General features: G+C 34.7%; 25 protein-coding genes. 11 read left to right on the forward strand and 14 right to left on the reverse strand.

Going from position 1 to position 24,686, the window contains the following annotated elements; all coding sequences use genetic code 11:
• Positions 1 to 58: 58 nt before the first annotated feature.
• Entirely contained in the window at positions 59 to 1,054 is a 996-nt protein-coding gene (locus HNS38_RS05135; protein ID WP_172282340.1) for an aminodeoxychorismate synthase component I, read from the reverse strand.
• 93 nt (positions 1,055 to 1,147) lie between these two features.
• Between HNS38_RS05135 and HNS38_RS05140 the strand changes: the two genes are divergently transcribed.
• Both HNS38_RS05140 and HNS38_RS05145 read left to right on the forward strand, forming a co-directional pair.
• Positions 1,148 to 1,768 (forward strand): aminodeoxychorismate/anthranilate synthase component II, encoded by a 621-nt coding sequence (locus HNS38_RS05140; protein WP_172282342.1) that lies wholly within the window; start codon positions 1,148 to 1,150, stop codon positions 1,766 to 1,768.
• 2 nt (positions 1,769 to 1,770) lie between these two features.
• Positions 1,771 to 2,319, forward strand: a complete 549-nt coding sequence (locus tag HNS38_RS05145; RefSeq protein ID WP_216663637.1) for a GNAT family N-acetyltransferase — start codon at positions 1,771 to 1,773, stop codon at positions 2,317 to 2,319.
• Positions 2,320 to 2,346: 27 nt separating this feature from the next.
• Here the strand turns inward: HNS38_RS05145 and rfaE2 are convergent, their stop codons facing one another.
• Genes rfaE2 through panD form a run of 3 tightly spaced genes read right to left on the reverse strand, consistent with a single transcriptional unit; the run spans position 2,347 to position 4,202 of the window.
• A complete protein-coding gene (gene rfaE2, locus HNS38_RS05150) occupies positions 2,347 to 2,844 on the reverse strand; it encodes a D-glycero-beta-D-manno-heptose 1-phosphate adenylyltransferase (protein WP_172346109.1) in 498 nt (165 codons plus the stop codon).
• Positions 2,816 to 3,814 (reverse strand): lysylphosphatidylglycerol synthase transmembrane domain-containing protein, encoded by a 999-nt coding sequence (locus HNS38_RS05155; protein ID WP_172282348.1) that lies wholly within the window; start codon positions 3,812 to 3,814, stop codon positions 2,816 to 2,818. Before HNS38_RS05155 ends, rfaE2 begins: the two co-directional genes overlap by 29 nt.
• A gap of 37 nt (positions 3,815 to 3,851) precedes the next feature.
• Entirely contained in the window at positions 3,852 to 4,202 is a 351-nt protein-coding gene (gene panD / locus HNS38_RS05160) for an aspartate 1-decarboxylase (RefSeq protein WP_172282350.1), read from the reverse strand.
• Positions 4,203 to 4,365: 163 nt separating this feature from the next.
• On the opposite strand from panD, the gene HNS38_RS05165 reads away from it, so the two are divergent.
• The 3 genes from HNS38_RS05165 to HNS38_RS05175 all read left to right on the forward strand — a co-directional run bounded on the left by HNS38_RS05165 (position 4,366) and on the right by HNS38_RS05175 (position 7,049).
• Positions 4,366 to 5,739, forward strand: coding sequence for an MFS transporter (locus HNS38_RS05165; RefSeq protein WP_216663638.1), 1,374 nt, complete (start codon positions 4,366 to 4,368; stop codon positions 5,737 to 5,739).
• A 52-nt stretch (positions 5,740 to 5,791) separates the two neighbouring features.
• Entirely contained in the window at positions 5,792 to 6,490 is a 699-nt protein-coding gene (locus tag HNS38_RS05170) for a type 1 glutamine amidotransferase (RefSeq protein WP_172282356.1), read from the forward strand.
• Positions 6,491 to 6,857: 367 nt separating this feature from the next.
• Positions 6,858 to 7,049 (forward strand): cold-shock protein, encoded by a 192-nt coding sequence (locus HNS38_RS05175; protein ID WP_172282358.1) that lies wholly within the window; start codon positions 6,858 to 6,860, stop codon positions 7,047 to 7,049.
• A gap of 76 nt (positions 7,050 to 7,125) precedes the next feature.
• Here the strand turns inward: HNS38_RS05175 and HNS38_RS05180 are convergent, their stop codons facing one another.
• The 6 genes from HNS38_RS05180 to HNS38_RS05205 all read right to left on the reverse strand — a co-directional run bounded on the left by HNS38_RS05180 (position 7,126) and on the right by HNS38_RS05205 (position 11,689).
• Complete coding sequence (locus HNS38_RS05180; protein WP_172282361.1) at positions 7,126 to 8,001, reverse strand: radical SAM protein; 876 nt, start codon at positions 7,999 to 8,001, stop codon at positions 7,126 to 7,128.
• A 239-nt stretch (positions 8,002 to 8,240) separates the two neighbouring features.
• Positions 8,241 to 9,038 (reverse strand): SDR family NAD(P)-dependent oxidoreductase, encoded by a 798-nt coding sequence (locus HNS38_RS05185; protein WP_172282363.1) that lies wholly within the window; start codon positions 9,036 to 9,038, stop codon positions 8,241 to 8,243.
• Between the two features lie 89 nt (positions 9,039 to 9,127).
• Positions 9,128 to 9,790 carry an oxygen-insensitive NAD(P)H nitroreductase gene (gene nfsB / locus HNS38_RS05190; protein WP_172282365.1) on the reverse strand — a complete coding sequence of 221 codons (663 nt, stop codon included), beginning with the start codon at positions 9,788 to 9,790 and terminating at the stop codon, positions 9,128 to 9,130.
• A gap of 31 nt (positions 9,791 to 9,821) precedes the next feature.
• Entirely contained in the window at positions 9,822 to 10,481 is a 660-nt protein-coding gene (locus tag HNS38_RS05195) for a peroxidase-related enzyme (RefSeq protein WP_216663639.1), read from the reverse strand.
• Positions 10,482 to 10,502: 21 nt separating this feature from the next.
• Entirely contained in the window at positions 10,503 to 11,366 is an 864-nt protein-coding gene (locus HNS38_RS05200; protein ID WP_172282369.1) for a DUF4437 domain-containing protein, read from the reverse strand.
• 26 nt (positions 11,367 to 11,392) lie between these two features.
• Positions 11,393 to 11,689, reverse strand: coding sequence for a putative quinol monooxygenase (locus HNS38_RS05205; protein ID WP_172282371.1), 297 nt, complete (start codon positions 11,687 to 11,689; stop codon positions 11,393 to 11,395).
• 262 nt (positions 11,690 to 11,951) lie between these two features.
• Here HNS38_RS05205 and HNS38_RS05210 point away from each other — a divergent pair, with 262 nt between their 5' ends.
• The 5 genes from HNS38_RS05210 to HNS38_RS05230 all read left to right on the forward strand — a co-directional run bounded on the left by HNS38_RS05210 (position 11,952) and on the right by HNS38_RS05230 (position 18,037).
• Positions 11,952 to 12,806, forward strand: a complete 855-nt coding sequence (locus tag HNS38_RS05210; protein WP_172282373.1) for an AraC family transcriptional regulator — start codon at positions 11,952 to 11,954, stop codon at positions 12,804 to 12,806.
• A gap of 443 nt (positions 12,807 to 13,249) precedes the next feature.
• On the forward strand, positions 13,250 to 14,773 hold the full coding sequence (locus HNS38_RS05215) for a carbon-nitrogen hydrolase family protein (RefSeq protein ID WP_172282375.1): 1,524 nt from the start codon (positions 13,250 to 13,252) through the stop codon (positions 14,771 to 14,773).
• A gap of 31 nt (positions 14,774 to 14,804) precedes the next feature.
• Complete coding sequence (locus tag HNS38_RS05220) at positions 14,805 to 16,211, forward strand: arginine decarboxylase (protein WP_172282377.1); 1,407 nt, start codon at positions 14,805 to 14,807, stop codon at positions 16,209 to 16,211.
• A 1-nt stretch (position 16,212) separates the two neighbouring features.
• A complete protein-coding gene (gene speB, locus HNS38_RS05225; protein ID WP_216663640.1) occupies positions 16,213 to 17,070 on the forward strand; it encodes an agmatinase in 858 nt (285 codons plus the stop codon).
• Entirely contained in the window at positions 17,063 to 18,037 is a 975-nt protein-coding gene (locus HNS38_RS05230; RefSeq protein WP_172282379.1) for a deoxyhypusine synthase family protein, read from the forward strand. The genes speB and HNS38_RS05230 overlap by 8 nt, the downstream gene beginning before the upstream one ends.
• 76 nt (positions 18,038 to 18,113) lie before the next feature.
• Here the strand turns inward: HNS38_RS05230 and HNS38_RS05235 are convergent, their stop codons facing one another.
• The 3 genes from HNS38_RS05235 to HNS38_RS05245 form a co-directional block, all read right to left on the reverse strand.
• Entirely contained in the window at positions 18,114 to 21,131 is a 3,018-nt protein-coding gene (locus tag HNS38_RS05235; protein ID WP_172346111.1) for a PAS domain S-box protein, read from the reverse strand.
• A gap of 10 nt (positions 21,132 to 21,141) precedes the next feature.
• A complete protein-coding gene (gene modA, locus HNS38_RS05240; RefSeq protein WP_172275927.1) occupies positions 21,142 to 21,912 on the reverse strand; it encodes a molybdate ABC transporter substrate-binding protein in 771 nt (256 codons plus the stop codon).
• Between the two features lie 205 nt (positions 21,913 to 22,117).
• The gene (locus HNS38_RS05245; RefSeq protein ID WP_172346112.1) at positions 22,118 to 23,032 is read right to left on the reverse strand and encodes a glutaminase; all 915 of its coding nucleotides are present in this window, start codon (positions 23,030 to 23,032) and stop codon (positions 22,118 to 22,120) included.
• 393 nt (positions 23,033 to 23,425) lie between these two features.
• Between HNS38_RS05245 and HNS38_RS05250 the strand changes: the two genes are divergently transcribed.
• Positions 23,426 to 23,800, forward strand: coding sequence for a T9SS type A sorting domain-containing protein (locus HNS38_RS05250; RefSeq protein WP_172275931.1), 375 nt, complete (start codon positions 23,426 to 23,428; stop codon positions 23,798 to 23,800).
• Between the two features lie 245 nt (positions 23,801 to 24,045).
• Here the strand turns inward: HNS38_RS05250 and HNS38_RS05255 are convergent, their stop codons facing one another.
• Positions 24,046 to 24,648 carry a hypothetical protein gene (locus HNS38_RS05255; protein WP_172275921.1) on the reverse strand — a complete coding sequence of 201 codons (603 nt, stop codon included), beginning with the start codon at positions 24,646 to 24,648 and terminating at the stop codon, positions 24,046 to 24,048.
• Positions 24,649 to 24,686 lie beyond the last annotated feature (38 nt).

Here is a 24,686-nt window from a genome sequence, read left to right on the forward strand (position 1 = left end):
CCTGTTTTTAAAAGATGGGAATTTAGATGTGAAAGCCTTAAAATGAGGACTATGAATGTTATTGGTATTGATTAATAATAGGCAAGTAAACCTTATCTTTTAGCTCCTCATATTCCTTTTTGCACTGACTAAAAGTTGTTATTCCTCCTCCGCTTTTAAAGACAACTTGTTCATCCTGTTGTTCCAAGTATCGAATCATAACTGCGCTGTCTAAGCTTTTCCCATCGAAATAACCAAATACACCAGTATAGAAACCTCTATCATAGTTCTCAGCCTCACTAATCACTTCTAATGTTTTCTTTTTAGGTGCTCCACAAATACTTCCGGCAGGTAGAAGCTTAAAAAAGTGATGGCCTAGTTGATCAAAAAAGTCAATATCAATATCACCTCTAATCTCACTGCTCACTTGTAATAGGTTTTTATGGGAAGTCTTCACCTCTGTAAGGAATCTGAATTTTTCTACTCTCACATTTTTACTCACCATACTCAAATCATTCCTAATCAAATCAACAATGGTGTGATGTTCCGCTGTTTCTTTTTCATCCTCTAAAATGCTCTGCTGAGCATTAGGAATAGCAGCATCTATGGTTCCTTTCATGGGGTATGATGAAATTTCGCCATCCTCTATCTTTACAAAAATCTCAGGAGAAAAAACCACGAGTTTATCTTTAATCCAAAGCTTATATGGGGCCTGAGCATGCTGAAATATCTGTTGAAAAGATAAGTTGGTATTTATCTTTGAAGGCTTAGTTAAATTGATCAGATAAGTATTGCCAAAGTCTAAATGGGATTTTGCAATATTAAAGGATTCACTAAACTCAGAAAAGGCAATACATTTTTTTTCAAAGACTATGGATTCAGGCAATTCGATTTCTTTTGGAAATAAAAATGATTTCAAGGGAGTTTGAAAATGAATACCAGAAGAAGTTAAGTCTTCCTTAGCAATCAATATGTTTTCTCTATGATCGAAGGACAATACAAAAAGAAATGGTTTCCTTTTTCTACCCCATTCATTCATCTGCAATATTGCTTTTTCTTTACTATAAAGCTTCATCCTCATTAATTTTGCCCTACACTATTCAGCTGCGAAGATATTCAAATAACTTATGAAAAAGCTGATTCTTATTTATCTTTTCTCAGTCTTTTAATGCATGATAGGTCTATATATTTCCTAATATTGCAAATAAATAAATGCTCGGTGAAGAAACTTTTGATATTAGATAATTATGATTCCTTTACCTATAATTTGGTACAATTGGTTGAGCAACACCAAGGGTGGGATTTTGATGTTATTAAAAATGATAAGATTAAACTAGAAGAAGTGCTAGACTATGACAAGATTTTGCTTTCTCCTGGTCCTGGATTACCTTCAGATGCAGGTATCATGCCCCAATTAATAAAAGAATATGCGGCATATAAATCTATTTTAGGAGTATGTTTAGGTCATCATGCTATTGCCGAAACTTTTGGAGGTTCTCTTTTTAATTTCGATCAACCTATACATGGTATCAAACGAAAAGTAGATTTACTTATAGAGGATGGTATCTTTGAAAACATCCCCAAAATTTTTGAGGTAGGACTTTATCACAGCTGGGCCGTCAATAAAAATGATTTCCCAGAAGATCTAGAATTAGTCGCCCTAAGTGAAAAAGGAGTCATTATGGCCTTAAGACATAAAACTTACGATGTGAAAGGAGTTCAATTTCATCCAGAAAGCATTATGACGCCCTTGGGTAAAGAGATGCTCTGGAATTGGTTAAATCAATAATGATGCATAAGAGAATAGAAATCCATAGTTCTAGACTCCTCCTTCGAGAAATTGAATCATCGGATACTTCAGCGATTTTTATGTATAGATCTGATGCACAAACCAATCAATATCAAGGATGGATTCCTGAAAAGCTGGAGGAGGTTAATGATTTTATTGAGCATAAAATTGCGAAAGAATTCAATCGATTAGGTACTTGGTTTCAGTTGGCAATAGTTTTAAAAGAGTCAAATAAGTTGATTGGTGATCTTGGAATGCACTTTTTGGAGAATGACGCAGTTGAATTGGGTGCTACCATTGCTCAAGACTATCATGGTAAAGGATATGCTACAGAAGCACTAAAAGGGGTAATAAATTATCTGTTTAACAAAGTTGATAAACAAAAGATAAAAGCATCGGTAGATCCTCGGAATTTAGCCTCTATTGCCATGATAGAAAAGTTAGGCTTTAAGAAAGAAGCCCATTATAGGAAAAGCTTTTTCTTGAGAGAAGAATGGGTGGATGATGTGATTTATGGATTAACTAAACAGCTCCATTTCGAGCAGAAATAATAATGCAAATCGATAAGTTTTCAACACTTAATCCGCCAATTTAATTTTGGCTTCAATGGCAGATGTAGAATGGCCAGGAAGGAATTTTAAGGTTTTTACTTGACCACCTTTTGCCATTACAATATCATAACCCACTATATCTTCAGCATTATAATCGGCGCCTTTGACTAATACATCGGGTTGTACTTGTTTGATTAAATCGTAGGGAGTATCTTCGTTAAAGTAAATGACTAAGTCCACAAACTCTAATGCAGCCATTATATGGGCTCGTCCAACCTCATCCTGAATAGGACGATGTGGCCCTTTTATTCTACTTACCGAATCATCTGTATTTAAACCAATGACTAATACATCGCCATAATCTGCAGCCTTTGACAAATACTCAATATGCCCACGATGAATGATATCAAAACAACCATTGGTAAAAACAATTTTCTTGTTCTCACTAGCCCATTTTTCTATAACCTTCTCCAGTTGTTTCTGGTCTTGGATGATTTTATTTCTTATTTTGCTTAGGTAAATCATTAAGTGGTTTTCTTTTATTCAAAAGTAATAAAACATAGCTCACTCCACCAGCCAATAAAATAATGAGGGTTTGTGCTGCATGATTTGCCGTAGCATAGGCAGCAGCAGCATAGGAAGGAATATCGTATAATTGAGTGAATAATTCAGTAACAATGAAATGGTAAGAACCAATTCCTCCAGGAGTTGGAGCCACTATTCCTAGGCTTCCGATAGCTAGTACAGTGAACCCATCAATAATATTTAATAGTGAGGTTTCTTCGAAAGAATAAAAAGGTAATATGATCATTCCTAAGTAAAGCAACCAAATCATAAAAGTATTGAATAGAAATATCATTTTATTTTCTAATTTGGCAATACTTTTCATCCCTGACCATATTCCGTTTAAGAAAGCTTCTATCTTACTATACAGCATAGTCGTTTTAAAATATGGTCGTAACTTTCTAAATATCAATACCCCAACTCCTATGATAATAATAATAATCCCACTTAGAATAAGAATAGCATTCAAATCTCCAGCGTAGCTTCCCATCATAGGGCTAATGATGACTTTATTAATAAAACCACCAATTAAATTAATTTGAAACAATACGATTCCCGCAATGATAAGAAGCAAAACAATCATATCGAATACTCTTTCTGTGATTACCGTACCAAATAAGGTGTTGAAGGGAATATTGTCTTTCTTACTCAAAACTACACAACGCGAGACTTCTCCCATTCTAGGTAAAGCAAGGTTGGCTAAATAACCAGTCATTACTGCATAAAAAGTTGTACTAGCTTTAGTTTGATAGCCTACAGAATTAATCAATTGATTCCATCTTAAGGCTCTAAAAAAATGACTCGCCAAGGCTAAAAACATGGAATAAATCAACCAAGAATAATCGGCTTTTTTTAACTCTGACCAAATATCCTCTATATTTATATTGCGAAATGCAAGATATAAAAGGACAATACCCAATACTAGAAACATTAGATATTTAAATATTGAGAAAAGCTTATCTTTCAAACTAGTGGGGGATTTTATTGTTATCATCGGGGAAAATGATAAGAGGCTGATGTTTTTTTGCTTCTTCAAATTCCATACTGGCATAGGAAACAATAATAATTTTATCATTAACGGCCACCAAACGGGCTGCAGCACCATTGATACCAATAATACCACTTCCTCTTTCACCTTTTATCACATAAGTATCTAAACGATTACCATTGGTGATATTATAAATGTGTACTCTCTCATTTTCGATGAGGTTTACAGCATCCATCATATTTTCGTCAATGGTAATACTACCAATGTAATTGAGGTTGGCCTGTGTGATGCCAACGCTGTGAATTTTCGATTTTAAAACATCTATACGCATAGTGGCGCAAAATTACAAAATTTTTATTTGTATTCAACACCATGTGTAAATTGTATATGCCTGAAAATTAAATAGTAAGAAGCTTTTAACAAAAACTATAGTTCTAAATGGACTCTGTATTCTCTTGAATAGCCTCCTCAGAGAGAATATAAAAAGTCTATTTTTGCTAAAAAAACAAATGGAGGAATTTAAAAGAAAGATTAGTGAATCTCCTGGAATGCGTTGGGGAATTTTAATCCTAGTGGGTTTTATACTCTCGGCTAATTATTATTTCTACGATGCCTTTTCTACACTTAAAGATCAGTTGATGTCAGAGTTTGGCTATAGCAATACGCATTATGGTTTATTTGTTTCCTTCTATTCCATTCCCAATACTTTCCTATTGATGGCAGTGATTGGAGGTGTGGTTTTAGATAAACTCGGAATTAGAAGAACGGGATTCATCTTTATCTTCTTTATGGCTTTTGGTGCCATGCTTACCGCCTACGGTGCTTCCGATTATTATAGAGAGGGTGGATTTACTCATGGTCTTTTCTCTTCTATTCTTCCAAACTATTCTCCCGAATTAAAAATGATGTTATTGGGCCGATTCTTCTATGGCTTGGGTGCCGAAACTAGTATTGTAGTGATCAGTAAGATATTAGTGAAATGGTTTAAAGGTAAAGATTTAGCCCTGGCCTTTGGATTGAAAGTAGGTTTTGGTCGTCTAGGAACATTCGCAGCTTTGCAATTATCTCCACGTATTTCTGATGGTGGAGCCCATTTAAGTACCGCCATTTGGTTTGCTGCCGTTCTTGTTTTGGCGGGATTATTAGCCTTTATGGTTTATATGCTGCTTGATACTAGGTATGATAAGGAAGTCCAAAGTGCTCAGGTAAAAGAATCTAAGGAAGGGTTTAAAATGTCTGATATAGGCAAAATATTGACCAATCCTGCCTTTATCTATATTGCACTAATATGTGTCACTTTTTACTCAGCAGTATTTCCGTTTTTAGCTTTTGCTCCCGATTTATTTCTTAATAAATTTGGTTTATCCAGTATTGAAAGTGGAGAGATCACCTCATTATTGCCTCTTGGTACCCTGATTTTTACTCCTGCTTTTGGCTTTTTAATTGATAGATATGGAAAAGCTGCTACCGCAATGATTTTTGGAGCCTCACTCCTTGTACTCATTCATCTAAATTTTGCTTTCACCGATTTTGCGCCTCATTTTCCCATGATATTATTAGGGATTTCATTCTCTTTAGTTCCGGCAGCCATGTGGCCCACTATGGTGAGATTGGTTGACGAGAAACAAATAGGAACGGCTTATGGATTGATGTATTCCATTCAGAATTTGGGACTATTTGCCTTCCCAATACTTTCTGGACTTATATTGGATTATACCAATCCTGGAAATCCAGAAACCCTTAACTATACTCCTACTATGCTCATGTTTGCAGGCCTTGGTTTATTGGGTTTATTCTTTGCTGTTTTATTGAAAGTAGAAGATAAAAGAAAAGGTTTTGGAGTTGATTTGGCATTGAATAAAAAATAATAGCTTTGCAGCTTCCATATTCTGAGTTTTGCAAAATATTGAACCGAAAAAAATGAAAAGTCCTAAAATTTTAATCCTCGATTATTCTATTGATCAATTTGAAACACCTTTAATAGAAAGCTGTTTTGAAGAAAACATAGAAACTCAAACTTTCCATATTCAAACAGAGGATTCTTTTCCGGAGAATTGGGAAGAGATGAGTTTTACTCATATCATCCATTCTGGTTCTACACTTTCTATAAATGATGTTTCCCCATTTACTGAGAATGCTGTGGCTTTAGTCCAAAAGGCATCCGAAATGAAAATTTGGCAGATGGGTATCTGTTATGGTCATCAACTTTTGGCATTGGCTATGGTGGGTAGGCATGCAATTCGTCCAGCTTCTAAAGGTTTTGAAGCAGGTTGGGAAAAAGTTTATTTTCTAGATTCTGCGGCGAGTCTATTAGGAGTAAAAGGAGAAGAGGATGTTTGGCAACACCATTTCGATGAAGTTGTGGAGCTTCCCATTTGGTCGGAGCTTTTGGCCACCAATGGACATACACATATTCAAGCATATATCAATTATGAATCTTGTGTTTTAGGAACACAGTTTCATCCAGAATTTGATTTGGAAAAAGGAAACGCATTTTTTAGATCAGATCGTAAAAACTTGGTGAAACTTGGAGTTGATGTGGATGAAATTCTGAGAGGAGAACCAAGTTTTAATTCTAAATTAGTTATCTTTAATTTCTTCATGAAGGTAGGTTTATGAAGAATCTGAGTATCTAAAAGGCATAACAAGTCCTGAAAAGAGTTGATATAAAATTTATTTATTATTGTTACTGGTAAAGAAAGCAAGTAATAGTGATGGGATTTTCTATAACAGTAGTATGTAAAGATCCTAACGTAGTAGAACTTTGATGTGCCTTGTAGGTTCACAATCCCCGACTACTAATTTAGGCTATGAGCAGTCAATACTCGCAAAACAATTTGGATAATAACAAACACGTTTCAAAATTAAGTACTGGAAGAAATATCTATATGAAGTGCATTTAAACCAATATTTATGTATAATTAAAACGTCATTATGTACAGTCATAATAATAGCCTACATTTGCAGTTCATATAAAAAAAATAAGATGAGTAACGGAACAGTAAAGTTTTTCAATAATTCTAAAGGATTTGGGTTTATTACTCCTGAATCAGGTGAAAAAGATGTATTTGTACATGTTAATGGCCTAATTGATGAAATAAATGAAGGTGACAAAGTAAGCTACGATGTAGAAGAAGGTCCAAAAGGAATGAACGCAGTTAAAGTTAGAGTAGTTTAATCTACCCCTTTAAGCATATTAAAAAAAGCCTGTCAATCATGACAGGCTTTTTTATTTCTCTGGATTTTCTGTTTAATTATATGGAATGTCGCTCCGGAATACTATTTAAATAATTATGGTCGAGTCTTTCAATCATTGCATCTACTCTTTGTATTGATTTTTCTTTATCTCTGGGTAGCAAAGAATCAAAAGGCACTGTATTAATGCCATGAATACCTAGATATTCAGTTTCTATTTCAATTAAATCAATGAGTTTTTTCTGTTCTTCTAGTACTTCGAGTTCTGTTGCAAGCTGATAAACTCCTTTCTCTATATCATGAGCAAGTGGACTACCACCATTAGCTCCTAAGGTAGTAGGAACTATTCCTATGGGCTTGGTTTCGTTAATGAGTTTTGCTGTAGCTATGGCATTTTCCATACCTTTTCCACTGCCAGCAGCTCCAAACATAAATCCAAAGAAAAAATCGATTCCTGCTTTATTTAGTCTTTTTAATTGCTCTTGTGAATCCTCTAGAGAAGCTCCTTTATTGAGATATTTTAAGGTCTCAGCATGTCCTGTTTCTGCACCTACCCAAAGGTCATTAATTCTCAAATCTCTTAATTCTTGTAATTCTACGTTTGTTTTTCCTTTGATATTGCTGACAGAGGCGTACATGGTAATGGTTTCTACTTTGGGCAAGTATTTATGGATTAATTCAGCAATGGGTTTGAGTCTTCTAGCAGACAAAACAAAAGCATCACCATTTACTAAAAATACTCTCCTTACATTTGGGTGCTGCTGTTTTGCTTCTTGTAAATCTCTTTCTATTTGGTCCAGTTTTTCCATGGAAAATTGAACATCGCGGTACATGGTACAAAAAGTACATTTATTATGTGCACATCCTACAGTAACCTGAAGCAAAAGGGTGTTGGCTTCGTAAGGTGGGCGGTATATTGGTCCTGTATATTTCATTTTTAAATTGATTTTTATTTAATGGTGATACTTGAATATTATAATTATTGTGCAGAATTGAATGATAATTAGCATTTCAGAGGCATATTATTCTTATTCAAGATCAAATTAAGGTATTTACTTTCGTAAATGATACTGATTGAAAAATAGATGCTCTTTATGGCGAAGAAATTCAGTTCTTTAAGGCTTTATGTAGTTTGTGTTAAGCCAGCATGATTATAGGATGAACACCTTTGAAATTACTCCTGAATCAGTTTCTCCGTCTCGCTAATTAAGCTCGTAATAGCCGCTTCATCATAAGCAACGGGATGTGCTTGAGCAAACATGGCATTGTCATTATCGTAGTATTTACCCGTAAGGCCTTTATGCTCCTCCGAAAGGGCAAGATCATATAAGATATCTGTGCCTTTTTCTGCAGGTGACCAATATTGCCCATAAGCTTCATTGGCCATTTTGGTATTGAGTAAAGAGCCTGGGTTTACAGCTATGACGCTGATGGCTTTTTGTTCTTTTGCCAAGCGCATGCTCCACATGGTAAGGGCTAATTTACTCTGTGCATAGGCCTCGTTTACTGAGATACTTGTGTGGCCTTTTAAAGCTTCTAAAGAAACTGGAGCTTGAGCGGCTGAACTTAGGTTGATGATACGTGCTTCGGTCCCTTTCTCTAATAGAGGAATCAATTCCTTGGTGAGTAGGTAGGGAGCGAGATAATTCACTACAAATCTCAAATCGAAGCCCTCCTCATTTTTTGCGATAGGGCTTTTAAAAACTCCAGCATTATTAATGAGAATATCGATTTTGCTGACTTTATTTTTTATCTGCTCGACCATATTTCGTAGCGAAGATAAATCAGAGAAATCGGCAACAAACTCCAATAAGTTGGTATTATTGGTTTTGGCTTTTATTTCAGTGCTAAGTGTTGTAAGTTTTTGGGCACTTCTACCATGTAAAAGCAAGGTATGACCTTCTTGAGCTAGTTTAAAAGCTAGTAGTTTTCCTATGCCATCTGTGGCGCCAGTGATAAAAATATTTTTCATGTTTTCTTTAATTAAGAATAAATTAAAAGGTAAAATTGCACGGATTTTTAAATCCGTGCTAGCCATTTTTTTATGCTATAATTATACAATTACTTTAAAAGAGTAAAAATTTCCTCCTGAGATAATCTTGATTTTGGTGTTTTATCAGTAGTATTAAAATCGGTTTCGGTTCTATATCCTAAAGAAACTACGGCAACAGCAGTAAATCCTTTTTCACGTAGGCTAAACTCTTCATCAATTACTTTTAAATCTACACCTTCCATCGGTAGGGCATCAATACCTAAAGTAGCCACACCTAAAAGTAGGTTTCCGATATTCAAATAGACTTGTTTTTCCATCCAATGTTGTAGATCCTTAAAATCGTAGCGATGCATATTGGCAAAGATATTACGTCCTCCGTTGGTCATTTGTTTGATTTCCTCATTGGGGAAACGTCCATCTTTGTCCTCAGTGTCTAGTAGATGTTGCATATACTTTTCATCGGCATCGGTTCTGGAACAGAATACAATCACATGAGAAGCATCTTTTACTTTAGGCTCGTTAAACTGATAAAAACCTTGAGTTCCTTTGGCAATACGTTCTTTCCCTTCTTCAGTACTGGCAATTACAAAATGCCAAGGTTGTATATTGGTACTCGATGGACTCATTTGTAATAGCGTCTTCACTTGCTCAAAATCCTCGGTAGAGATTTTTTTATTAGAATCAAATTCTTTGGTGGAATAGCGCCAGTTTAAAATTTCTTTTAAATTCATTTTTGTATGTTTTAAATATTTAATTGATTTATTATTTACGACCCATCATATAAAACTCTTCATCAGGGCGGACTTTAGCAAAATTCATCATTCGATTTGAAAGTCCATAAAAAGCGATGATGGCATTGATATCCCAGATATCTTCATCAGAAAATCCATGCTGATGTAAGGTTTCAAAGTCATTATGATTAATGCTTTTTGAATCATTAGATACTTTCATGGCAAAATTGATCATGGCTTTTTGACGTGGGCTGATATCGGCTTCACGATAGTTTACTGCAATTTGATCGGATAGGGTAGGCTGTTTGCTAATGACTCGTAGGCTGGCCCCATGAGACATCACGCAATACATGCAGCCATTTGCGTTTGATGTTGCGATAATGATCATTTCCTTTTCAGCAGGGCTTAAACCGCTTTCTTTTTTCATGATCGCATTATTGTATTTAATAAAAGCTCGGAATTCTTCGGGTCGATGCGCCAAGGCGAACAGTACATTGGGAACAAATCCTCTGGCTTCTTGAACTTTTAACATCGTTTCTTTAATATCCTCTGGTAAATCATTTACTGTGGGAATGGGGAATCTGCTGATGTTTTTGTCTGGTTGCTCTATATTATTTGGGTTCTGAGCAAATGCTGAGTGATTAAATAACATTAGTAGGGCACTCAAACTTATAAATATTAATTTCTTCATCTTCCTTTTTATTTATGATTATTAATCTAAAACAACTTTGTATTTTCCAGTGCTTCGAACATATATTAAACTCTCTTTATCTTTAGGAGAAGCAAGCTGATGATTTGAGCTTCCATTAGAACTAAAATAGCTACCAGCATCTAAAATTTGTAGATCTGATGTTCCAGGTTCTAGGTAATCAATTGGTCCTTGAATGACTACAGCTCGGAAATTATTGCTTTCACTTTGGATTTCACCTTTAAAACCTGCTGGTAATTTGATTAAACTTCCATTTAGTTTTTCTTGTTTTGTTTCTCCCCAAAGCATTGCGATTTGTACAGGTTTGTCGAAACTAGAGGAGCTTTTTTGCTCAATCCATACCATATCTGATGCATCTAACCAAACCATATTCGATTCATCTAAATTGAGAGCTGTTTCTTCAGTATGAAATGCATCTTCTGTAGAATGTACCAGATAAGGACCTTCTTCAATTTCAATATATGCGAAAGTATTAGCCCCTTTTGCTGCTGTTATATGAATTTCGCCTTTGGGCTGTGTCCAAAAAGAGCCGCTTGGAAGCCACATGTTTTCAGCATTTGGGTCGTCATTATGAATGAAACCATTAATAACGATACCACGGTAGGAAACATTATGGATATGTGGAGGAGATTTAAAACCATCTGATGGTTTCAAAAGAAAGCCCGTAGCTTCAGTTCCATTGCGATCTCCCCAAAGAGTTCCTGCCATTGGGGCTTTATCTCCACGAGCTGGATTTAAATAAGTCCACTCTACTTCAGAAGCCAGTATGACTTCATTATTTTCTTTTGTTCCAGTTGGAAGCTGAGCATAATTTTGAGTAAAAGTAGCAAGCAGGATAGCTAGTATAAGTATATTAAAATGCTTCATCTTGATTTGTATTTAATGATTATAGATTACGCGATATGGCTCATCTCATGAACAATAAATTCCTCTACCGCGCCTTCGGTGGCTTTTAAATAATCAGCTAGATGTTGATTATTCATATGGACCTGCCATAATGCTCTGGTTTCCCAGTTCTCATGGAATAGAAAGAGATTCGGGTTTTTTTGATCTTGATGTAAGTCATAATTAATACATCCTTCTTCTGCTCTAGTAATATCTATTAGCTTTAGTAATTCTGTTTTTACTAAATCTCTTTTCTCTTCTTTAGCTGTTATTCTAGCTATGATGGTTAGCTTTTGATTGTTCATGTTATTGTATTTTTTTAAGTGATTAATGATTTAAGCTTTTTTAATGGAGTTCATTTGTTTTCCTAATCCTAAGACTCCATATTCTTTTTCATTATTGATGTGGCAAAATTAGGGAATCCATATTGTCTAATTATTGTAAGGATAGGGGTATAAATGGTATATATATTGGTTTATTAGATAAAATATATGGTTTTTCGGTGTTTTATGTGATTTATATATTTCAATATACCTATATTTGCACAATATAACCAATATTAATACAATGAAAAGAGAGTCCGTGCATCATATTTTTGAAATTCATATCGAAGAAATGTCTTCTTGGGGAAAAAGACCACATCAGCATAACTTTTTTGAAATAGTATATGTGGAGAAAGGCTCAGGTTTTCAATGTATCAATCAGCATGAGTTTGAGTTTAAAGAAGGGAATGTTTTCTTACTCCCTCCTCTCGATTGTCATTCTTTTAAGTTAGCAGAACCAACGAGGTTTTATTTTATTCGGTTTACCGATCATTATTTTTTAAAGGACCATGGACTTACAGATTATAATGCTTGGTTTGATAAGATAGCTTATATACTAGCTAATTATAATAAGGTACCTGGTGATATTATTTCTTCTGATGGCGAAAGACAGTTTATTATTAATAATATCAAATCCATATATCAAGAATATCAGGTAGCCGATTCTTATTCTGAATCGATTATTGCGGGCACGGTGGCTTCTATTTTAAATATATTGGCTCGAAGCATAGAAAAAAAATATGTGGATCAGGGCAATGAAAAAGACAATCGTTTTGGGGAGGTCTTACGATATGTTAATACCCATATTATTGATAGTGAAAAACTTCGTATTCCAATATTGGCGGAGAAGTTTGGGGTGTCCAAGTCTTATTTCTCGGAGTATTTCAAGAAAAAAGCAGGAATGAGTTTGGCAGAGTATATTCTAAAGTCGAAGCTCAGAATAGTAGAGACCAAAGTCTTGCATACCGACCTCAGCCTAAAAGAAATTGCCTATCAGCTGAACTTCACCGACAGTAGTCATTTGGCACGTTCCTTTAAAAAAGCCAATGGAGTTACTGTAAAAGAATTTAAAAATGGCACTCAACTTTGTCGGGCATAGTATTGTGTTTTCTTGTTTTGAATACCATTTTTATGGATTCTTATAGGAAGGATTTAGTTTCATAACCAGATGGTATTGAATGTAATTTGTGTCTAGAGAACCATAACACACAGTATGTTTTGTTTCATTTTGCTCTGAACCTAAATATATGAGAATATAATTGCATGTATATAATAGTATATCAATCATATACGTGTTATGGAATTGTTTTTAGAATTGTGACACTCTTATGACAAAAAGATTATATTTGCCGCGGTTTTTTTTATCAATGAGAAGCTATTATTATAGCTGCAATGGTTTGGTTATCAGTGTGGCTTAGTGTTTTAGTAGCGTCTCATTTTATTTTTGTTTTTTAGAAAACCCGTAGAACTATAAAGAAATATTTTTGATACTGAAGTTTTTGAATAGAAACTTTAGTAATTTTAAACACTGTTTTATGCCTAATGAAAAGAGAAATACATAACGTTGAACTGGTCTATTTAGGTCTTGCTGATTATGCTGAATTAAAAGAAGTAATGATCAGTGCTTACCATACTATGACTGATTCCTATTGGCGTGAGGATAGTATCCGTACGCTTATAGATATCTTTCCTGAAGGTCAAATTGTAATCAAAGTAAATGGTGATATTGCTGGTTGCGCCTTATCTATCATCATCGATTCGAAGAGCATTGACGAACAGCATACTTATAAAGATATTACAGATAATTTTACCTTTGAAACACATACCGAAAGTGGTGATTTTGTATATGGTATTGATGTTTTTATAAAGCCACAATACAGAGGGTTGAGACTAGGACGTAGGCTTTACGATTATAGGAAGGAGCTCTGCGAAAGATTAAACTTGAAAGGTATTTTGTTTGGCGGTAGAATTCCAAACTATTATAAATACAAAGACAGCATCAGTCCAAAACAATATCTAGAGAAGGTAAGATCCAAGGAAATCCATGATCCGGTATTAAACTTCCAATTATCCAATGATTTTCATCCACTTCGGGTTTTGAAAAACTATTTGGAAGGAGACAAAGCTTCTGATGATTATGCTGTTTTGTTAAGGTGGAATAATATTTTCTATGAAAAGCCGAAAACCAAAGCCGAAACCATCAAAAAGATAGTTCGTTTAGGAGTGGTACAGTGGCAGATGAGGTCATATAAGTCTCCAATAGAATTAATGCAGCAAGCAGAGTATTTTGTTGATGCTTTAAGTGGATATAAAAGTGATTTCGCTTTGTTTCCTGAGTTTTTTAATGCGCCTATGATGGCTGCATATAATCATATGAGCGAGGCGGATGCGATTAGAGAATTAGCAAAGTATACCAAAGAGTTGACTCAAGAATTTTCCAAGTTGGCTGTTAGTTATAATATAAATATTATCACTGGAAGTATGCCTGAGATGGTAGGTAATGACCTGTATAATGTAGGTTACCTTTGTCGTAGAGATGGTTCCATCGAGCGTTTCGAGAAAATCCATGTCACCCCAGATGAAGAAAAAGTGTGGGCCTTAAAAGGGGGGGATCAAATTAAAACATTTGATACTGATTGTGGTAAAATTGGTATTTTGATTTGCTACGATGTAGAATTTCCTGAGTTATCTCGGATATTGGCTAATGAAGGTATGAGCATTCTATTTGTTCCATTCCTAACCGATACTCAGAACGGGTATTCTAGAATAAGAAATTGTGCTCAAGCTCGTGCCATAGAGAATGAATGCTATGTGGTGATTGCAGGTAGTGTTGGGAACTTACCAAATGTGCATAATATGGATATCCAATATGCACAATCTATGGTTTTAACTCCTTGCGACTTTCATTTCCCAACAAATGGAATAAAAGCGGAAGCCACACCGAATACCGAAATGATATTGATAGCAGATGTGGATGTGGATTTATTGAGAGAATTGCATAATTATGGGTCTGTTAAGAATCTAAAAGACAGACGCACAGATTTATACGAGATATTAAAGAAATAAACAAAATAATAACTACTTTATGAATACGTAAATGAAGAATACATATTTTGATTTGATTGAGCAATCTTACTACTTTCCTCAGGAAGGTTTCGATTTGCGTGACGACTATTTAACTTTTCATGGTGTTTCTTTAAAGCACTTAATTGAAAAACACGGAACACCCTTTCGTTTTATCTATTTGCCTAAAATTGGTGACCAGATAAAGAAAACCAGGAATCTATTTAATAGAGCCATCAAGAATAATGCTTATAAAGGGAAGTATCATTTTTGTTATTGTACCAAGTGCAACCATTTTTATCACGTCATTAATGAGGCACTTAAGCATAAAGTCAATTTGGAGACCTCCTCAGAGTTTGATATTGATTTAATCATTAATCTGGCTGGTAAAGGGAAGATTTCAAAAGACAGAATCATTGTTCATAATGGATTCAAAACAGAGGAATATTTAGCAAAAATCGTTAGACTCCAAGAGGCTGGGTTTGGCAATTCTATTATTATTTTAGATAGTATCGCTGAGTTTGATCGCTTACAGAAAATCAAAACAAAACAAGTTCTTCGAATCGGATTACGTATGGCTATTAATGAGGAAGCTCAATCTGCCTACTATACTTCGAGATTAGGAATTGCACCTTCAGAAATTATTAAATTCTTTAAAACAAAACTTCGCGATAATGATAAGTTTGAACTTAAAATGTTGCACTTTTTTGTGGATTCCGGTATTAAAGATACACTCTATTATTGGGGTGAATTTCAAAAAGCCCTTAAATTATACATTGAACTAAAAAAAGAAAGCAAGAATCTAGATTCCTTCAATTTAGGAGGAGGATTCCCTATCCGTAACCACTTAGGCTTTGAGTATAATTATGAATATATGATCAATGAGATCATTAAAAATATTAAAGAAGCTTGTACTAAAGATGCTGTTTTAGAACCTGATCTTTTTACGGAATTCGGAAAATATACTGTTGGGGAGTCTGGAGCAATTATCTTTAAAGTATTGGAACAAAAGCAACAGAATGATGCTGAAACTTGGTATATCATTAATAATAGTTTAATGAATACCATTCCTGATGCTTGGAGTATACACGAAAAATTTATTCTATTACCCATTAATAAATGGGATAATGAATACGGAAGAGTTAATATTGGTGGAATCAGTTGTGACCATTCTGACTATTATAACTCTGAGGATTTAAATCAGGAAGTATTATTGCCAAAGTATAATTCAAAAGATAAAGAACCATTATATCTTGGTTTTTTCCATACCGGAGCCTACCAAGATTCGATAAGTGGTTACGGAGGAATCAAACATTGTTTAATCCCTTCGCCAAAACATGTAATTATAGATAGAGATAGCAAAGGAAATATAGTTGATTATGTGTATAGAGAAGAGCAATCAGCTAATGATATGTTTAATATTTTAGGGTATAATAAGTAAGATGAAGAATTTTGGAGGTATAGAGGATAAATATGCTGACTTTAAAAGTTCAGCCATTTTATTACAATCCATTCCTTATGATGGAACCAGTACATGGGGCAAAGGAGCGGACAAGGGTTTTGCGGCTTTTTTAGATGCTGCAGAAAATATGGAGTTATACGACATGGAAACCGATTCTGAGGTTTATGAAAAGGGAATCCATATTCTGCCTGAGATTATTGAAAATCGATCTCCCGAAGCTAGCTATGAAGCTATTTATGAGCAAGCAAAGAAATGGGTGGAGACCGATAAGTTTTTGACTTTTTTTGGCGGTGAACATTCAATAAGCATTGGTATTATTAAAGCATTATATGAGAAATATCCTGATCTTACGGTGGTTCATTTGGACGCTCATGCCGATTTAAGGGAATCCTATATGGGCTCCCCTTATAATCATGCTTGTGCTTTACATGATGCTTCAAAAAACACCAATTTGATTCAAGTGGGTATCCGAAGTATGGATGTTAGTGAAATGCAATTTATAAACGCAGACAAATGCTTTTTTGCACAAGATATTGTGGGTAATCGCAATGATTGGATGGAGGAGGCTCTTGAGCTCATTAATACCAAGCATGTTTATATTACCATTGATTTAGATGCTTTTGATCCTTCCATTTTACCAGCAACAGGAACTCCAGAACCTGGTGGCTTGGAATGGTATCCTACCTTAGAATTTTTAAGAGGAGTTTTTGAGAACAATAATGTGGTTGGTTTCGATTTGGTTGAGCTGGCACCCATTGAGAATCATAAAGCATCAGAGTTTTTAGCTGCAAAATTATATTACAAATTACTTTCTTATAAATTTAAATACGATGAATAAAGGCCCTATTTCACAGTTTATGCTCGAGCATTACAAACATTTTAATGCTGCTGCATTGGTAGATGCCGCTAAAGGATACGAGCTTCAGTTAAGCCAAGGAAATAAAATGATGATGACTTTAGCAGGTGCTATGAGTACTGCAGAGTTAGGAAAATCATTAGCAGAGATGATACGTCAAGATAAAGTTCAAATTATATCTTGCACTGGTGCTAACTTAGAAGAGGATTTGATGAACTTGGTGGCTCATTCGCATTATGAAAGAGTGCCTCATTATCGCGATTTATCAGCCATTCAAGAAAGAGAATTACTCGATAGAGGTTTAAATAGAGTAACAGATACTTGTATTCCCGAGGAGGAGGCTTTTAGAAGATTGCAGGAGCATATTTTTGAGATTTGGCAAAAGGCCGAAGCTGAAGGGAAAAGATATTTTCCCCACGAATATATGTATAAGCTTTTGCTTTCTGGCGTATTGGAACAGTATTATGAAATTGATCCTAAAAACAGTTGGATGCTGGCCGCCGCAGAGAAGAACTTACCTATAGTGGTTCCTGGTTGGGAAGATTCTACCATGGGAAATATTTTTGCATCTTATTGTATAAAAGGTGAATTGAAGCCTAGTACAGTAAAGTCAGGAATTGAATATATGACTTGGTTGGCCGATTGGTATACTGAGAACACTAAAGATAATGGAATAGGATTTTTTCAAATCGGAGGAGGAATTGCAGGAGATTTCCCAATATGTGTAGTACCAATGCTCTATCAAGATTTGGAAAGAGTGGATACCCCATTTTGGAGCTATTTCTGTCAGATTTCGGATTCAACCACCAGCTACGGTTCCTACTCAGGTGCTGTTCCTAACGAAAAAATTACTTGGGGAAAACTGGATGAGAATACGCCAAAATTTATTGTAGAATCAGATGCTACTATAGTGGCTCCTCTCATTTTTTCTTATCTTTTGGGTTGGTAGAATGCCTTTCTGGTTTTGAAATTAATATTCCATCAATTCATTATAAAATGAATTGATGGATAGCTTAGAAATTACCCTAATAAGATTCAGATAAAACACGAATCAAATCCTGAAGCTTAAATGGCTTACTTAAGTAATCATTCATTCCGGCGGCAATATATTTGTCTTTATCGGTTTTTAAGGCATTTGCTGTTAATGCAATGATTGGTGTTTTCCTTATTTTCTTAGATCTTATTTCATGAACCCTAATCAAACCTGTTGCTTCTAAGCCACTCATTTCTGGCATTTGAATATCCATTAAAACCAAATCGTAATGATTTTCCTTAAATAGCTCTAATGCTTCTCTACCATTATTGGCAATTTCTACTTGATGGCCCAGTTTTTCAAGATTGATGATGGCTATTTTTTGATTGATTTTATTGTCTTCGGCAAGTAGAATATTCAAATTATCCTTAATAATGAAGTCATTATTTTTGCTGGAGTGGGTATCTTGAAGGTCTTGATGAGCCTCCTGAGTTGGTATTTCTACCCAGAAGGTACTTCCTTCGCCAAATTGACTATCAACTCCTATATTTCCACCAAACAGTTGACTCAAATCTTTGCTAATTAATAAGCCTAATCCGGTTCCTCCGTGGGTTCGGGTTGTTGAACTATCGGTTTGAGAAAAGGCCATGAAGAGCTTTTTCTTACCTTCCTCTGAAATCCCAATGCCAGTATCTATTACATTGATTCCTAGCGTAAAATTAGGAGATTTTAAATTTTGTCTTTTCTTTTCTAGGAATATGGTTATACCACCTTCCTCAGTAAAGTTGATGGCATTGTTTACCAAATTGATAATGATTTGTTTCACTCTGGTAGGGTCGCCAAGAACAGATGTAGGGAGTTGATCGGAGATTCTGGTCTTTAGATATAATTGCTTCGCTTTTGCTTTAATCATCAGTAATTCCTCAACCTCGGTAAGCATTTTCTTTAAGTTAAAAGGAATCTTCTCTAATTCAACTTGTCCAGCTTCTATTTTACTAAAGTCAAGAATTTCATTGATAATGGTTAATAGGTTTTCAGCTGAAACACTAATGACTTTTAGTTTTTCTTGAAGGTCAGCATCTTCTGTTCCTTGCATGATAATATCAGTCATTCCCATAATCCCATTCATTGGAGTTCTGATTTCGTGACTCATTTTTGCAAGGAAGAAGCTCTTGGCTTTATTGGCCTTGTCTGCATTTTCTTTAGCTATGGTTAATTGTGATTCAGATTTTTTTCTGTTGGTGATATCATCTTTAATGGCAATATAGTGGGTGATGATTCCTTTGGAGTTTTTTACTGGAGAAATGCTGGCCAATTCCCAAAAGACATTTCCATTCTTCTTTTTATTACAGAACTCACCTCGCCAAACTTGACCATTTTCTATGGTTTTCCACATCTCCTTATAGTCGATTTTGTTTTCCTCATTTCTGGCATTTAAAATTCTAGGATTTTGGCCAATAACCTCCTCCGAACTATATCCTGTTACTAATTCAAAAGCAGGATTTACATATTCTATTTCTCCATTGGTTTTGGTAATAACAATGGAATTTGGAGATTCCTGAACCACCATACTCAATTTTTTTAATTCTTGTTCCGCTTTTGTTCTTTCAGAAATATCTATAAAGCTTTCTACATATACATCACGACCATTTATTACCGCTTTTTTTACGCTTTTAAGAATCTGTTTTTCTTTCTTATCAGCAGTGATTAGTGTTTTTCGTTGATTGTGTATTTGTTCGTCAAAATCCGAAATAGGACAGCTGCCTTTGTCGGTAGGGCAGATGAAATGATTACACACACTACCAATAATATGAGCATTATCTGTACCGATCATCTCTTTTGCTTTATCATTAACGCTTAGTATATTGTGGCTAATAGCATCTATAACAATAATCCCAACTAAAGCAGAGTTTAAAACGGCATCATTAAATTGTTTTTGCTCTAGTAGCTCTTGTTCAACACTTTTTTGTTTGCTGATATCCATAAATGCTTCCAAAATCATATCCTGATTGTGGAGCCTAATGGGAATGGCACTTTTAACAACGGTACTTACTTTTCCATCTTTGCCTTTTAATCCCAATTCAATATCATGTACAGCCAAATCATTAGAAGTAATGGGGCATTTCTCCTCATCATCTAGGCAAAAGACATTGCCACAGTGTTCGTTTATATAGTCAGCCTCATTGGCATCATTCATCCATTTTAATGCGGTTTTGTTGATTTGCTGAATCTCTTGTTTGCGGTTGGCTAAAGCTATTCCTACTGGCAGTGCATCTAAAATTTTCTGAATGGTTTGATTGTTTTCTTCTAGGTCTTTCTTCGATTGCTCATGTCTGTCAATCAAATGATAGATTTGTTTGAGCATTTGTGTGATTAGAATAATTATAGCTATAACCATCAAAAACAAAAACAGATAGCGATATAAATTATATCTCTGAATTCTATTGTCCATGTTTTGATGGAGTTGAGTTTTTCTTTCTTGAACCTGAAGATAAGCTCTATTGGCTGTTTCTATTGCTCTGCTAATTAAACTCTCCAGTTGTTTGTAATGAGAATTTACTTCTCGGTATTGTTGCTCATTTTCTGATTCATAATACTCCTTCATAACGATAACCAAATGATTTGAAAGATCATTTATCATACTTAATCTAGGAGATAATTCTACAATCTCGCTGCTAAATTCTTTATTAAAGGCCTGATATATTATTTTATCGGTAAATAGGTCTTGATTATAAATGTTGATTTTTATATTATTCTCATATTCACCACCAGATATTAAAACATCAGTTAATAGATCAATATCTGCTAAAAGGCTTTTGATTTCCTTTTCTTGTTTAGTGAATAAGCGAATGTCTTCCAAGCGGTTTAATCGATAAGATATCTGATGTAACTCGTTCAGTTTATTCTGTAATATTTTAATAAGGTTGATATGTTGCTGTTCATTGAAGATGATTCTCTCATCTTTGGCTTTAGCGTTTACTATCAGATTATTAATGGTCATTAAAAGGAGGATGGAAAACAAGAAACTCACCATCATCAAAATAATTTTTCTTGAAATTGATTTTTTCATAGCTTCTAATTTAATTCAGTCCGTGTTTTTTAAAGATGGCTTGGCCCTCTGGAGAAATTGCATAAGTCATAATCTTTTGCGCAATATCAGGATGTTGACTACTTTCTAATTGTGCCAAAATCAATCTCTTTTTTGTGTTTTCAAGGCATGGAATATCCAATATATCCATATAATCGCTATTTCGATCCCAAGTATAGGTGGCATACCAATTTATCACAATATCGGCTTCATCATTTATAATAGCCATGCTTAAGTCTTTTGAGTCTGTGGTAAACCGAATAGCATTTTGTTCCACTTCTTCAAATACACCTTCTGAAACCAATAGCTTTTTGGTTGCTTTTCCCACGCTTCCGCTACTTGGATTACCAATAACAACATAATAATCTTTAGAAGTGAGGCTTTGAATTTCAGCTTTGATATTTAATGGGTTTCCTTTTTGAACGATGACGGCTAATTTGTTGTGACCAACTTTGGCCGTATCTGTTATTATTCCTTTTTTAAATGCCGTGTAAATATAGGATTCGGAACCAGGCAAATACAAGTCTCCAACACCATTTTGCTCAATGGCATTCAGTAAATTACCAGAGCCTCCCTTTGATATTTCAATATGACAGTTTTCTTGTTTTTCGATGATCTGTTTTATTTCCGTCATCGGACGAATCATAGTTATGCCACAATATATTAATAGTTCTTTCTTTTCTTCTTGCTGATTCACTTTGCAGCTAGTAAAAATAAAATGAAGCACAATAAGGCCTAGGAATAGTATGTATTTCTTCCCCATTTTTATAAATCTTGATTTTTAATAAATTATTCGAATACTAAGTTAATCAAAATTATTTGGAATGGCAATTTGGATGTGCTAAGCTAGTACTTGAGGAGTCAATAGGAAATATAATAGCATAGGCTATAAATGAAATGTATGGAATGTAGATTTTAGTCTCTACTGTAATGAGTTTGACAAGTTAGATAAATGCAACAAGAAGTTTCTAAAAAACCGAAATGCCAGTATAAGTGGTAAACAGTTCTAAAGCCCTTAATCCAATCTTGGAATTTCCAGATGGGTTTAAACCCGGAGACCATACCGTAACCACCAATTGACCTGGGATGATAGCGACTATGCCTCCACCCACACCGCTTTTGCCCGGTAATCCAACACGATAGGCAAAATCGCCGGCAGCATCGTAGAGCCCGCTAGTGAGTAGGAGGGAGTTCATTCTTTTGCTTTGGCGTAGACTCAATACTTCTTGTTTACAAAATGGAGAGAATCCTTTGTTCGCAAGGAAAATAAATGCTCGGCTTAAATCGGCGCATGACATTTGAATGGCCGATTGGTGGTAGTAAACATCTAAAACCTCTTTAGGTTCGTTATTCAGGTTTTTATAGCTCTTTAGGAAGTTGGCTAAAGCCACATTTCTATATCCTGCTTCTTTTTCTGAATGAGCTACCTCGAAGTCATAGGAAACTTGAGGATTTCCAGCCAAATTTCTAACAAAGGAAAGGAGTTCCTTTTTCATCTTGCCAGGGTTTTGTGTAATCATATCGGTAATCACCAAAGCTCCGGCATTCATAAATGGATTTCTCGGAATGCCTTCTTCGAATTCTAATTGTACCAAAGAATTGAATCTTGTTCCCGATGGTTCTTTGCCTACTCTTTCCCATACCTTTTCATCGAACTGCTGCATAGCCATACTCAAACTGAATACTTTGGCTATACTTTGTATGCTAAAAAACTCATCGGCTTGTCCTACTTTAAATTCTTGTCCATCAACGGTATGAACTGCCATACCAAACTTATTTAGGTCGATATTAGATAAGGCAGGAATATAGTCTGCTGCTATTCCTCTAGAAGTTTCTGCTTGCACTTCTTGTTCTATTTGAAGAAGGATTTCTTGTAAATTCATGGGGCGAAATTACTTAATTCCATCAATATTCATGGATTAGTTTCACTAAATCACTTGGAATGAAATCATCGTAACTTTGTTTTACGAATGTATTTTATTCTATTAATCACCAAATATGGCTGGGAGCCTGAAGCTGGAAGTCTGAAGTAAATTTACTTTTAGCTTCGAACTTCCGGCTTCGAAGCACAAAAATTACAAAAAAGAAACACTAAAGTGCATAATTTTAAAAAGGAATGAGACAATAAACGAGAAAAGAACTACACTTACGATTTAAATATCTACGGATACAAATGGTGAGCTGTAATGGCTTGATATCCCGTTTTATAGAGCTTATCTTTGTATCAACAAGTTTAAGGAATAAGTGTTAAGAACGAACAATTAGGAGGACCAACCATGAAAAAAGTATTACAAATTACCACCAGTATTATTATCATACTCAGCTTAAGCTTTTTTAGTCCTTTAAAAGCTCAAAATTCACAAATAGAACAAGAAACACAATTTAATATATATCCTAACCCTGTGATTAGTGGACAAGTGGTAAAGATAGAAGTAGAGGTAGATGAGAATAAAATCGTTCATTATTATGTGTTCGATTTTGCGGGAAGAATGATAGAGGAGTCCACTGGTCATAGTTTAGGCCTAGGAGAAGTAAGTTTGGAGAAAGAGTTCACCATAGAGATGAAGGGAATGTATTTTGTTAAGGTGATTATGGAAGATGTTAGAACGAATACTAAGAAATCTATGGTGAAAAAGCTCTCCGTTAATTAGTCTTTGGAAGAAAATGTCAAATACTGCGTTACTCTAGATTTGAAATCAGTCATTTACAAAAGTAAACTCCTTAATTTCAAAACTTCGAAAGCCTTGTCTTTGACCTCATCTTATCAAAGACCTAAAAAAAAGGTGTTTTTTTGAAGGCACATTTAAAAAAGACATAAAGATATTTGTTAATAAAACCCGAATTGATTTTGATTTCAGAAAAGCCCCGGATCGCGAGATTAGGGGCTTTTATATTTTCAAAATAGATGTTTACATTTTTCTGCATAAACAGCTGCCTTTTCTTTATCATGAAGTAGTAAATACAAATCATGAATTTCTTTATAAATATAATCGTTTGATACACCATTTTTATCAGAAATTAGAAACGCATCCAAAGCTTCTTGGTACCTGTTTTCATCACGATATATATATCCTAAATCTTCTGCTATGACAGAAGGAGTCTTTGATATTTCTAGACCTCTTTTTAAAACCTCAATACCTATACTGGGTTTCATCTGTGAATAATACATTTCGTAATCACCAGTGGCCTCACATGCAATCATTGGAATAACTTCCTTTTCCTCTAACTCATAAGTTTGAACATAATTTAAGCCGCCTTCAGTCTGAAAAATGACATAATCACTGATTCTTTCAGGTAGTGAAACATCCATAAAACAATCATTTTCATTATGTTTGGAGTCAATCAAAATTGCTCTGACTATACAATGGGCTTCTTCATCAGGAATAATCATTTCTAGCTTAGGTGACAAAATCCACTCTCTAGGATCCTCAGAGTTTTCTTCAATGATATCAAATAATAAGGATTGTTGCTTTTGATGGTATATATCTTTCAATTTCATATTTATAAGTTATTGGTAATGAAAAATAAAGATACAAA

This window comes from Lentimicrobium sp. L6, assembly GCF_013166655.1.
In the GTDB taxonomy this organism is placed as follows: domain Bacteria; phylum Bacteroidota; class Bacteroidia; order Bacteroidales; family UBA12170; genus UBA12170.

Coding starts and splice junctions, on each gene's coding strand:
- HNS38_RS05140 (WP_172282342.1), top strand. CDS start 1,148: ATGCATGATAGGTCTATATATTTCCTAATATTGCAAATAAATAAATGC.
- rfaE2 (WP_172346109.1), bottom strand. CDS start 2,844: ATGATTTACCTAAGCAAAATAAGAAATAAAATCATCCAAGACCAGAAA.
- HNS38_RS05205 (WP_172282371.1), bottom strand. CDS start 11,689: ATGAACAATCAAAAGCTAACCATCATAGCTAGAATAACAGCTAAAGAA.
- HNS38_RS05135 (WP_172282340.1), bottom strand. CDS start 1,054: ATGAAGCTTTATAGTAAAGAAAAAGCAATATTGCAGATGAATGAATGG.
- HNS38_RS05180 (WP_172282361.1), bottom strand. CDS start 8,001: ATGAAATATACAGGACCAATATACCGCCCACCTTACGAAGCCAACACC.
- modA (WP_172275927.1), bottom strand. CDS start 21,912: ATGGGGAAGAAATACATACTATTCCTAGGCCTTATTGTGCTTCATTTT.
- HNS38_RS05155 (WP_172282348.1), bottom strand. CDS start 3,814: ATGTTTCTAGTATTGGGTATTGTCCTTTTATATCTTGCATTTCGCAAT.
- HNS38_RS05185 (WP_172282363.1), bottom strand. CDS start 9,038: ATGAAAAATATTTTTATCACTGGCGCCACAGATGGCATAGGAAAACTA.
- nfsB (WP_172282365.1), bottom strand. CDS start 9,790: ATGAATTTAAAAGAAATTTTAAACTGGCGCTATTCCACCAAAGAATTT.
- speB (WP_216663640.1), top strand. CDS start 16,213: ATGAAGAATTTTGGAGGTATAGAGGATAAATATGCTGACTTTAAAAGT.
- panD (WP_172282350.1), bottom strand. CDS start 4,202: ATGCGTATAGATGTTTTAAAATCGAAAATTCACAGCGTTGGCATCACA.
- HNS38_RS05245 (WP_172346112.1), bottom strand. CDS start 23,032: ATGAATTTACAAGAAATCCTTCTTCAAATAGAACAAGAAGTGCAAGCA.
- HNS38_RS05220 (WP_172282377.1), top strand. CDS start 14,805: ATGAAGAATACATATTTTGATTTGATTGAGCAATCTTACTACTTTCCT.
- HNS38_RS05210 (WP_172282373.1), top strand. CDS start 11,952: ATGAAAAGAGAGTCCGTGCATCATATTTTTGAAATTCATATCGAAGAA.
- HNS38_RS05235 (WP_172346111.1), bottom strand. CDS start 21,131: ATGAAAAAATCAATTTCAAGAAAAATTATTTTGATGATGGTGAGTTTC.
- HNS38_RS05230 (WP_172282379.1), top strand. CDS start 17,063: ATGAATAAAGGCCCTATTTCACAGTTTATGCTCGAGCATTACAAACAT.
- HNS38_RS05255 (WP_172275921.1), bottom strand. CDS start 24,648: ATGAAATTGAAAGATATATACCATCAAAAGCAACAATCCTTATTATTT.
- HNS38_RS05145 (WP_216663637.1), top strand. CDS start 1,771: ATGCATAAGAGAATAGAAATCCATAGTTCTAGACTCCTCCTTCGAGAA.
- HNS38_RS05195 (WP_216663639.1), bottom strand. CDS start 10,481: ATGAAGAAATTAATATTTATAAGTTTGAGTGCCCTACTAATGTTATTT.
- HNS38_RS05250 (WP_172275931.1), top strand. CDS start 23,426: ATGAAAAAAGTATTACAAATTACCACCAGTATTATTATCATACTCAGC.
- HNS38_RS05170 (WP_172282356.1), top strand. CDS start 5,792: ATGAAAAGTCCTAAAATTTTAATCCTCGATTATTCTATTGATCAATTT.
- HNS38_RS05215 (WP_172282375.1), top strand. CDS start 13,250: ATGAAAAGAGAAATACATAACGTTGAACTGGTCTATTTAGGTCTTGCT.
- HNS38_RS05200 (WP_172282369.1), bottom strand. CDS start 11,366: ATGAAGCATTTTAATATACTTATACTAGCTATCCTGCTTGCTACTTTT.
- HNS38_RS05175 (WP_172282358.1), top strand. CDS start 6,858: ATGAGTAACGGAACAGTAAAGTTTTTCAATAATTCTAAAGGATTTGGG.